The sequence below is a fragment of the Coleofasciculus sp. genome (genome assembly GCF_046565525.1).
Classification (GTDB): domain Bacteria; phylum Cyanobacteriota; class Cyanobacteriia; order Cyanobacteriales; family Coleofasciculaceae; genus Coleofasciculus.
Genome location: NZ_JBKHUP010000192.1, coordinates 1 through 7,537, shown reverse-complemented (window position 1 = coordinate 7,537; position 7,537 = coordinate 1). Strand labels below are relative to the sequence as shown.

Sequence of the window (7,537 nt, the reverse complement as noted above, 5' to 3'; positions counted from 1 at the left end):
GATACATCCGGACAGGGCAAATATTTATCCGATACATCCGGACAGGGCAAATATTTATCCGATACATCCGGACAGGGCAAATATTTATCCGATACATCCGGACAGGGTGAAGCATTCTTGGACAAGGTTTGATGTGCATCCGATACATCTAGGCACGAATGCTTCACCCCTACATTTCCTACATTTCCTACATTTCCTACATTTCCTACATTTCCTACATTTCCTACATTTCCTACATTAACATTATTCTTGTCTGTGATAATAATTATTCCGTGTATATGATTTGGCATAACGATAAAGGCATCTAATTCTACGAATGGAAAATGCTTTGATAAATTGTTCCAACATGATTGGACAAATTGACCCGTGGGATTGAGATGCATGAAACTATCTATAATCTCGCCAAATAGATATTCCCGTTGGTAGGTACAGATTGTGACAAAATAAAAACCAGGTTGCGTATAATCGTATTTCTGTAGACGAATTGACCGACGGTGATGCTTGTCCGGATTAAATTTCATAGTTGTGGGGTATGTCATTAACAATTATTATGATATTACGGTAGATACCGTACATATTGTAGGGGCGAAGCATTCGTGCATAGATTGATCGGGATCAACCCAAAATTTGGTACAAGAATGCTTCGCCCTTAACCGTAACATTCATTCGTGTTGCATTTTTAACCATGACACAACCCATCGATTTCTACTATTGGCCCACCCCCAACGGCTGGAAAGTCAGCATTATGCTGGAGGAAACTGAAACCCCCTATAACCTAATCCCTATTAACATTACCGCCGGGGATCAGTTTAAGCCAGAATTTCTCACCATCAGTCCCAATAATAAAATGCCTGCGATCGCAGACCCCCAAGGACCCGATAGTCAACCCCTATCCCTATTCGAGTCTGGCGCAATTCTACTGTATCTGGCTGATAAAACTGGACAGTTCATCCCCACTCATCCGCGCGATCGCTATTCGGTGATTCAGTGGCTAATGTTCCAAATGGGTGGCGTGGGACCCATGCTGGGACAAGCACACCACTTTCGTCAGTATGCACCAGAAAAAATCCCTTATGCCATTGATCGCTACACGAATGAAGCAACTCGTTTGTATCGAGTTCTCGATAAACAACTATCCCAAGGCGAGTACATTGCTGGTGATTACTCCATCGCAGATATGGCAATTTTTCCCTGGATTGTTCCCCACGAACGACAGGGACAAAATTTAACCGATTATCCCAATCTTCAGCGATGGTTTAATGCGATTAACCAGCGACCTGCGGTACAGCGAGGGTTAGTACTTTTGAGTGAAAAAAGGGTCAACACTATGGATGAAAAGGCAAAAGAAGCCTTATTTGGTTCCCGTCAGTTAGATCAGCGATAATTGGTTCTTTATCATTCCATGGCAATCTCTAAAGTAGATGCGTTTATCTTAACTGACTTCATAATAATTCCCTAGAGACGTTCCACCGGAACGTCTCAGTCACGTAACCTAGAGGTTTGCTGATGGCATATAGCAATTTTACCTTGGCTAAAGTTAAAGAAGATTTTGGGTTAACCATTGATGAAACTCAAAATCTATTTGCTGATGTCGAAGGTGTTAAACCGTCGGAAATTTTAACGCTCAATTTAACCGAGTATATCCCTTTAGCTACGGCAATTGATACAGAAAAAGCCCGTTCTGAATTTATTATTGCTCCGGTTTTATCCGAAGTCAGGCGACAGGTTAACTATCAAGCAAGTTTATTCTCTGGAACTGATTTTAATGTCGATGTTGATCAAGGCTTACAAGGCTATTGTGACTTTATCATTAGTTGTTCAGCGGAACAATTTTATATCAACGCTCCAGTGATTACAATTGCTGAAGCCAAAAATGAAAAAATTAAATCAGGATTCGGTCAATGTATTGCTGAAATGATCGCCGCCCAGATATTTAATCAAAGAGCCGGAAATAAAATTGATAAAATTTATGGTGCTGTGACGACGGGGACAGTATGGCGGTTTTTGGTCTTAGAGGAACATACCGTATTGATTGATCGGTTAGAATACTATATTAAGGAAGTCGATAAAATTTTGGCAATTCTATTACAACCCATTCAAGCTTATTTGTCCACAAGTACCGCCAGAAATGAGATATGTTAAAAAATCTGACTATAAAAAATTTCCGCTGTTTCAAACATTTTGAGCTTCAGCAGCTTGGTAGAGTTAACTTACTCGTTGGTAAAAACAACAGTGGCAAGACATCAATACTAGAAGCCATTCAACTGCTCTGTTCCAAGGGGAATCCTGAACCATTAGTTGAAGCAATGACTAACAGAGGTGAATATTTTTGGAGTAATGATATTAGCAGAGACAAAAGATATCGTGAACTTGCTATCCGTCATCTTTTTTACGGTCATGAAATTGAACCAGGCATTGAATTTTCCATATCGGGTTTAAATGATAATTTTCAAGATAAACTTTTCGTATCTATAGACAAACGACCGATCGCTTCCAGGGCAGATTCAGAGATTGAATCTGATGAATCTATCAGTTTTGAACTTGTTTTTAACATTTCCTGGACTGATGGCAATAAGCGAGAGAGTTGGAAACGCAGTTTGTCTTCTAATGGAGGACTTTCTTTAGATTATATTCGTCCATTGCGAGTTACGAGTAAGCCATCAAAAAATGCAGCAATAAATCAATATATCACATCATCATCTTTAACAACGACAAACATGATAGAGCTGTTTGATCAAGTAGTTTTAACACCCAATGAAATGCTTGTCTATAAAGCACTTCGGACGATTGAACCTAAAATTGAGCGCCTTGCTTCTATTACGTCTGAAAGCCACAGATATTTAGAGTCTCGTGGTGGATTTGTCGTGCGTCTTTCTGACAGTGATCAGCGTGTTCCGATTGGGAGTATGGGGGACGGGATATGGCGGATGTTGGGTCTAGCATTATCAACTGTTTGTGCTAAAGGTGGAGTATTGCTAGTTGATGAAATTGATACCGGATTACATTTCACAGCAATGGAAGATATGTGGAAACTTATTTTGGAAACAGCAAAAAAACTCAATGTACAAGTTTTCGCGACGACTCATAATAGTGATTGTTGGACTAGCTTAGCTAGCATTGCGAGTCAGGAACAAGACACTGAGGATGGAATTACAATTCAACGAATAGAATCAGGTAAAGAAACGGGTGTTTTTTTTGCTGAACGTGAGATTGTCATCGCGGCTCAACGAGGGATTGAGATACGTTAGAAATGGCAAGCAAGTATTATCCGAAGAAGCTTATTGTAGAGGGAGATCAGGACAAACGAGTTATACCAGAGCTAATTGAAGCTAATGGAATTCCTTGGAAAGAGATAGAAATTAAAGTTCCTTACATTGAATCCTATGGAAGTAATAACTTTATTGATGCAGATGTAATCTCCACAGAACTGAAAGCGTCAGGATTGACAACATTAGGATTAATAGTGGATGCAGATGATAATTTATCGGCACGCTGGACAAGTATCAGAAGCGCCTGATTAAAAAGTATTCCTGACTTTCCGGAACAATTACCAAAAACAGGATTAATTCATAGTACAAAGGGAATTAAATTTGGTGTCTGGATTATGCCCGATAACCAAAAGAGCGGAATGTTAGAGACATTCTTAGCCTACATGATTCCCAATCAGAGTGAACCGTTTTGGGAATATGCCCAAGAAATTGTAACAGAAGCCAAACATAGAGGCGCACCTTTTATAGATGCTCATCTTGATAAAGCGAATATCTACACCTGGCTAGCGTGGCAAAATCCACCTGGACGACAATTGCATAACGCTATCATGGAGCATATTTTGAATCCCAAACATCCCCAAGCTCAACCGTTTATGGCTTGGTTTAAGAACTTATACGATCGGTAATTTTATCAATTATTTGTCAATAATTAACAATTAAAAATTATCGCAATATGAGGCGTTACTGTCTTACCATTTCAACCGACATACGGTTTCACAAGAAATGACGCATCCTCTTGATGAGAATGTCTCAGTTCTTGAGCTTTATTTACGGCTGTTTTCATATCATCATAAGGACCTGCCCAGAGGTAAGATCTCACTAATTGATCATCACCAGCGAGTGACCCATAAACCGTATAATAAACCCCATAACGGGTGTTGGAATCAGTATCAATTAATTTTCTAAGCATAATAGTTCCTCGATTAGACTTTCAAACCAAATCGAATCGTATTCTTCCAAGCTGCCGCTTCAACTCTCGTAAGCGGCAGTCATTGAAACTGTATCTGATCGAACATCGGCAAAGATAGACGACTGCTCCCAACCACCCCAATTCCATCTAAACTAAGATGAGACTATTCCCATCCCATCATGCCCCCAACCATTGCCTTAATTGCCCACGATCGCAAAAAAGATGATATTGCTAGCTTTGCCCAACAATATACATCGGTTCTCTCCCGTTACCGCTTAATCGCCACTGGAACCACCGGACAACGCATTCAAGAACGGAGTAAGTTAGAGGTAGAGTGCCTCTTATCGGGTCCCGTGGGCGGAGATGCCCAAATTGCGGCTGAAGTGGCTCAAGGTCAGGTGATTGCGGTGATTTTCCTCATCGATCCCCTTTATGCTCAACCTCATGAACCTGACATTCAGGCATTATTACGCATCTGTAATGTTCACAACGTCCCTCTCGCTACTAATCTTGCCACGGCTGAAGCAATTATTGCCAATTTTGCCAAAAATCGCTTTGCTTACCTGATTTTTAACCCAGTTTCGGGTCAAGGGAACGCGGAGAAGGATTTGGCACTTATTCAGCAGCTCTTAAAACCCCAACTTCATCTAGATATCCACTTGACGACTCCCGATCGCTCGACTGTAGAGTTAACTCAAGATGCGATCGCGTCAGGTGCTGATCTGATTATCGCCTCGGGTGGAGATGGCACTGTCTCGGCTGTTGCGGGTGCTTTGATTGACACCGGGATTCCCTTGGGGATCATCGCCCGGGGGACTGCTAATGCTTTTGCTGTGGCTTTAGGAATTCCCACAAATCTGCGAGCCGCCTGTGAGCTGATTTTATCGGGCATGACGCGGGTTATCGATGCCGCACGTTGCAATCAGCATCCGATGATTTTGCTAGCTGGGATTGGCTTTGAAGCTGAAACCGTGGAACGAGCAGATCGAGAAGCAAAAAAACGCTTGGGAGTCTTAGCTTATATTTTGGCAGGGATGCAACAACTCAACGAACACAACATTTTTGAGACGGAATTGGAGATTGCTGGGATTACCAGTCAGTGTCAAGCCGGAGCAATTACCATCGCCAATGCTGCACCGCCAACGTCTCTGTTGGCACAGGGGATGGGGGAAGTGATTGCTAATGATGGGTTGTTGGAGGTGACGATTAGTACCCAAAACACCAAAATCGAAGCCGTGGATGCGATCGTTGATTTACTCGGTGCTGCGCTGATGCGGAGAGCCGCCCGTCGGGAGGATACAATTTGTGTAAGGACTGGGCAAATTAAAGTAACCACCAACCCTCCTCAAAAAGTTGTCGTCGATGGGGAAATTATCGGCACAACTCCGGTCAACATTGAATGTATTCCCCAGGGATTAACTGTAATTGCTCCCTTGGAAGAGTCAAAACCTGCCAATGAAAAACCACCCGTTAGTGAACCCGATCTAATCCCAGGAGTAAGTGATGAGTAATATGCATGACTATAACTTTGAGCAACGCAAGCTTTTATCAGCGCTATGCCATGGATCGATATTTTTGAGTTCCGCTCTGATCTCTGTCGCGATCCCGATTGTGATTTTGTTTGTGACGGATGATCCCATTGTTAAGGCAAATGCTAAAGAAGCGCTAAATTTTCACATTAACCTTTATATCTATGCCTGCATTTCTATCGTGCTAATCGTTGTCTTGATTGGTTTCTTCTTACTGGCTCTTTTAGGCTTAGTCAGTCTGATCATGCCGATTCTTGCCCTAATCAAGGTTCTGGATAATGCCAACCAACCCTACCGCTATCCTTTTATCTTTAGATTAGTTTAAGTGATGACGACTGGGAAACGTCTGTGGCATTCTCCACCCTCTACCTTAGTCCTGTCAGCCCAGGAGATCCATGTTTGGCAAGCTGATCTGAATCGATCGCTGGCACAGATAGAGAGATTTGCACAACTCCTTTCCCCGGATGAACAACAGCGGGCTTCTCGATTTTACTTTGAGCGCGATCGCAACCATTTTATTGCAGGTCGTGGGATTTTGCGGACAATCCTAAGTCGCTATTTAAATCAACCGCCCAATCAAATCCAGTTTGACTATAGTTCCCGTGGTAAACCCGCCTTAGCGACTATCAACCCAGAGAATACTCTTGGTTTTAATCTGTCTCATTCTCATGGATTAGCTTTGTATGCCCTATCACCAACCCTGAAACTGGGGATCGATCTAGAATATATGCGTCCGATGCCCGATGCCCAGAAACTGGCACAACGTTTCTTTACGCCGAGGGAATATGCCGCAATTCAGACTCTGAGCGGGGATCAGCAGCAAATTGCTTTTTTCAATGGCTGGACACGCAAGGAAGCTTATTTGAAGGCGACAGGTGATGGGTTAGCTGGGTTGTCAGAGATTGAAGTGTCTCTCATCCCTGGAGAATCGGCTAAGCTGCTGAGTATCGCGGGAGACTCCAAAGCGGCTGCTAATTGGTCTGTCTATCCCCTTACCCCAGCATCCGATTATGTGGCGGCTGTAGCAATTCCAGGACAGGATTGGCAGATAGACTGTATTGAGTTTGACAATTAACTAGACTAATTCGACGCGATCGCAGATAGTTTGGCAAAAGAGTGAGTTTTGCTCAACTTGCGGGGGGTGAGGTGGAGCCACTAGAATTACGGAATGATACTGAGAGATGATAACCTCTGGATCGAAAATAAATTCACTATAGTCAGCCAAATCATCCAATCCCAACACATTTAAGACGATCTCAGATAAAATCCAAGTCGTCACTTTGAAACATGCCTTTTTCCACTGCTTATGCCTACTCATAGACTCTAGGCTCCTGCGATAGGTGGCTGAGGTTTTGCCTTTTGTCTCGAATAGTGGTGTTTCGAGCGATACAATCACTGCGAGTGGCTCAATCCCTACTGGTAAATTCCGTGTGATTACCTTGATTTCAGCAAGTTTTACAAAAACTTGTTCAGAACTTATGCATTCCTTTATCTGTAGAGACTGAATGATTGTACCTAAAGGCTACAAATCTTGACTACACCCCATTTCATGCGTTAGTTCTTTGCTTGTGCCAAGACATAAATACTCACAACTTGGCTTTCATCCAATACCCTAACTAAAGTTATGTAAAGGGTGACACCTGCAACGCAGTGCTGTATGTAAAGTTTTCATGAAAATTAGGGTAGGCAGATCAACCACACTACCCAAACTAGAGGCGCTTTTGTTGCGTCTCTCCACTCCTCTCAAGACTGATTACCGGAAAAGCGATGGGTGAAGGCTCCCACGCTCTTTAGCTGGGAGATGAAACCGAGCGAACCGTCTAGGTAGC

At 42.7% G+C, this 7,537-nt stretch carries 8 protein-coding genes and 2 pseudogenes; 7 read left to right on the top strand and 3 right to left on the bottom strand.

The window, feature by feature from the left end; genetic code table 11:
- Nucleotides 1–521: pseudogene (locus ACLGGO_RS34550) on the bottom strand (hypothetical protein); the annotation flags it as partial.
- Between the two features lie 164 nt (nt 522–685).
- Between ACLGGO_RS34550 and ACLGGO_RS34545 the strand changes: the two are divergent.
- From ACLGGO_RS34545 to ACLGGO_RS34530, 4 genes and pseudogenes are all read left to right on the top strand, one after another.
- A complete protein-coding gene (locus ACLGGO_RS34545) occupies nt 686–1,384 on the top strand; it encodes a glutathione S-transferase N-terminal domain-containing protein (RefSeq protein WP_446422703.1) in 699 nt (232 codons plus the stop codon).
- 122 nt (nt 1,385–1,506) lie between these two features.
- Nucleotides 1,507–2,142, top strand: coding sequence for a hypothetical protein (locus ACLGGO_RS34540; protein WP_446422702.1), 636 nt, complete (start codon nt 1,507–1,509; stop codon nt 2,140–2,142).
- Nucleotides 2,136–3,248: an AAA family ATPase gene (locus ACLGGO_RS34535; RefSeq protein WP_446422701.1), complete on the top strand. Its 1,113-nt coding sequence runs from the start codon at nt 2,136–2,138 to the stop codon at nt 3,246–3,248. Before ACLGGO_RS34540 ends, ACLGGO_RS34535 begins: the two co-directional genes overlap by 7 nt.
- Before the next feature lie 2 nt (nt 3,249–3,250).
- Nucleotides 3,251–3,895, top strand: a pseudogene (locus tag ACLGGO_RS34530) (DUF3226 domain-containing protein).
- A gap of 71 nt (nt 3,896–3,966) precedes the next feature.
- On the opposite strand, the gene ACLGGO_RS34525 reads toward ACLGGO_RS34530, so the two are convergent.
- Nucleotides 3,967–4,179, bottom strand: a complete 213-nt coding sequence (locus tag ACLGGO_RS34525; protein ID WP_446422700.1) for a hypothetical protein — start codon at nt 4,177–4,179, stop codon at nt 3,967–3,969.
- A gap of 179 nt (nt 4,180–4,358) precedes the next feature.
- Between ACLGGO_RS34525 and mgsA the strand changes: the two genes are divergently transcribed.
- Genes mgsA through ACLGGO_RS34510 form a run of 3 tightly spaced genes read left to right on the top strand, consistent with a single transcriptional unit; the run spans nt 4,359 to nt 6,783 of the window.
- Entirely contained in the window at nt 4,359–5,690 is a 1,332-nt protein-coding gene (gene mgsA, locus ACLGGO_RS34520) for a methylglyoxal synthase (RefSeq protein ID WP_446422699.1), read from the top strand.
- Nucleotides 5,683–6,033, top strand: a complete 351-nt coding sequence (locus tag ACLGGO_RS34515; RefSeq protein WP_446336678.1) for a DUF4870 domain-containing protein — start codon at nt 5,683–5,685, stop codon at nt 6,031–6,033. The genes mgsA and ACLGGO_RS34515 overlap by 8 nt, the downstream gene beginning before the upstream one ends.
- A gap of 3 nt (nt 6,034–6,036) precedes the next feature.
- The gene (locus ACLGGO_RS34510) at nt 6,037–6,783 is read left to right on the top strand and encodes a 4'-phosphopantetheinyl transferase family protein (RefSeq protein ID WP_446422698.1); all 747 of its coding nucleotides are present in this window, start codon (nt 6,037–6,039) and stop codon (nt 6,781–6,783) included.
- Here ACLGGO_RS34510 and ACLGGO_RS34505 read toward each other — a convergent pair whose 3' ends face one another.
- Nucleotides 6,784–7,104 carry a hypothetical protein gene (locus ACLGGO_RS34505; RefSeq protein ID WP_446422697.1) on the bottom strand — a complete coding sequence of 107 codons (321 nt, stop codon included), beginning with the start codon at nt 7,102–7,104 and terminating at the stop codon, nt 6,784–6,786.
- Between the last annotated feature and the right edge of the window lie 433 nt (nt 7,105–7,537).

Excerpts from the sequence above, each read along its gene's own strand:
- ACLGGO_RS34545 (WP_446422703.1), top strand. The coding sequence starts at position 686 with ATGACACAACCCATCGATTTCTACTATTGGCCCACCCCCAACGGCTGG.
- ACLGGO_RS34540 (WP_446422702.1), top strand. The coding sequence starts at position 1,507 with ATGGCATATAGCAATTTTACCTTGGCTAAAGTTAAAGAAGATTTTGGG.
- ACLGGO_RS34535 (WP_446422701.1), top strand. The coding sequence starts at position 2,136 with ATGTTAAAAAATCTGACTATAAAAAATTTCCGCTGTTTCAAACATTTT.
- ACLGGO_RS34525 (WP_446422700.1), bottom strand. The coding sequence starts at position 4,179 with ATGCTTAGAAAATTAATTGATACTGATTCCAACACCCGTTATGGGGTT.
- mgsA (WP_446422699.1), top strand. The coding sequence starts at position 4,359 with ATGCCCCCAACCATTGCCTTAATTGCCCACGATCGCAAAAAAGATGAT.
- ACLGGO_RS34515 (WP_446336678.1), top strand. The coding sequence starts at position 5,683 with ATGAGTAATATGCATGACTATAACTTTGAGCAACGCAAGCTTTTATCA.
- ACLGGO_RS34510 (WP_446422698.1), top strand. The coding sequence starts at position 6,037 with ATGACGACTGGGAAACGTCTGTGGCATTCTCCACCCTCTACCTTAGTC.